This window comes from Thiolapillus sp. (assembly GCF_048562965.1).
Taxonomy (GTDB): domain Bacteria; phylum Pseudomonadota; class Gammaproteobacteria; order Chromatiales; family Chromatiaceae; genus Thiolapillus; species Thiolapillus brandeum_A.
On the sequence record NZ_JBHNMF010000690.1, the window covers coordinates 1 to 1,608 of the forward strand.

Genomic DNA, 1,608 nt, shown 5'->3' on the forward strand with positions numbered 1-1,608 from the left:
ATCGCACACGCCTTATTATGACGACCCCGACCATGGCACCAGCGGCCTGATTGATCCGACCTCACATCACAGCTGCGCGGCGAAGGATCAACGCGGTGCATTGCGCATTGATCGCGTCAATGGCGTCCATGACCGGGCGTGTGATATCGGTTCGGTGGAATACGGGGCCATCATCCCGGTGCCACCGGTCGCCCGGACAATCAACAGGCAGGCACCCACGAGTGCCCGGTTGCATGAGCTTCAGGACGCCATGGTGGCGCTATCAAACGAACTCCACGACACCAACCACGTGCCCAGCAGCCTGCGGGTGACCAACACCAACGACGCCGGTCTGGGATCGTTTCGCGCACAGATGGGGGCGGCGAAAAACGGAGATACGATCGTTTTTGCACCGTGGCTTTTCGGGAAGACCGTCAAATTGAGCGATGATATCGATGTTGTAAAAAGTATTACCGTCGACGGCGACATCAACGGCGACGGTGTGCCTGATGTCACGATCAGCGTAAACAAGGCGGCATCAGGTCTTCCGGTCAGCCGGATGTTCGATGTCAAAAAATCAGGCGTGCTGACCCTGACCAGCGTTCACCTCACCGGCGGCAGAGAGCGCGCGGGGGGCGCTATTTTCAACTACGGCATTGTGATCATCGACCACTGCCATATCGACTATAACCGCGCCGCCAGTGGCTTTGGAGGTGCCATATACAACCGTGGCGATGTGACGGTATCCCACAGCACCATCGATCACAATACAGCCGACCGACGCGGCGGGGGTATATACAACGGCATCACCTTTGACGGCGGCGGAAATCTGCGCGTCGAGGCCTCCACGCTCGAGGCCAACGTCTCTGTGGGCAACGGTGGTGCGATTTATAACCACGGCGGCGATGTTCACGCACTCAATACAACGTTCACCCGCAATGAGGCACAGGTGATCAATGGTCGGTACAGTGAGGGCACCGTTTTGTATAACCGAAGTGGCAGCGCGACCCTCAAAAACGTCACAATGGTCAACAACCAGGGGGCGCACCCGAGCAACACGGCGAGCAACTCGGTGATGTACAACCAGTACCCGTCATCTGTGCCATCCCATGATACGCGAGACTATGACGTCCACCTGATCAACACGATCATCGCAGGGGTCAGCAGCGACAACTGTGAGGGCGGCCATTTCAGTTCGGTCAACAGCTGGGCCGATGATGCCAGCTGTGGCGGCTCAAACCGGGGGGAACCCAACATCGACCAGCTGATGGACAATGGTGGTCCCACCAAAACCATGATGCCCCGCTCTGACAGCGCCGTTATCGATGGGGCGGCCAGCCATTGCCCCCCGGCCGACCAGCGCGGTGCCCCCCGTGGCGGCTCACAGTGCGACATTGGTGCTGTTGAAGTGGGCGCAAGCGCCCCTGCATCACCCGCCGCGCACGATATCAACACTGTGCGGCCCGATTATATACGCGAGGAGGACCCGAACCCTGCGCCCCTTCCTAAGCCGGACACGGTGGAAACACTGGGGGCGCGGATCGCGTCGCTCAACACTCGGATCGCGTCGCTGAACGGCCTCATTGCGACGCTGCGCGGTCAAATCGCCACATTGGCGGCCACCAATGC

The 1,608-nt window shown here is 59.8% G+C and carries 1 protein-coding gene; it reads left to right on the forward strand.

The annotated features are described in order from the left end of the window. The coding region (locus tag ACOCD2_RS19210) for a choice-of-anchor Q domain-containing protein (RefSeq protein ID WP_293675098.1) at positions 1–1,608 on the forward strand (1,608 nt) is incomplete at both ends.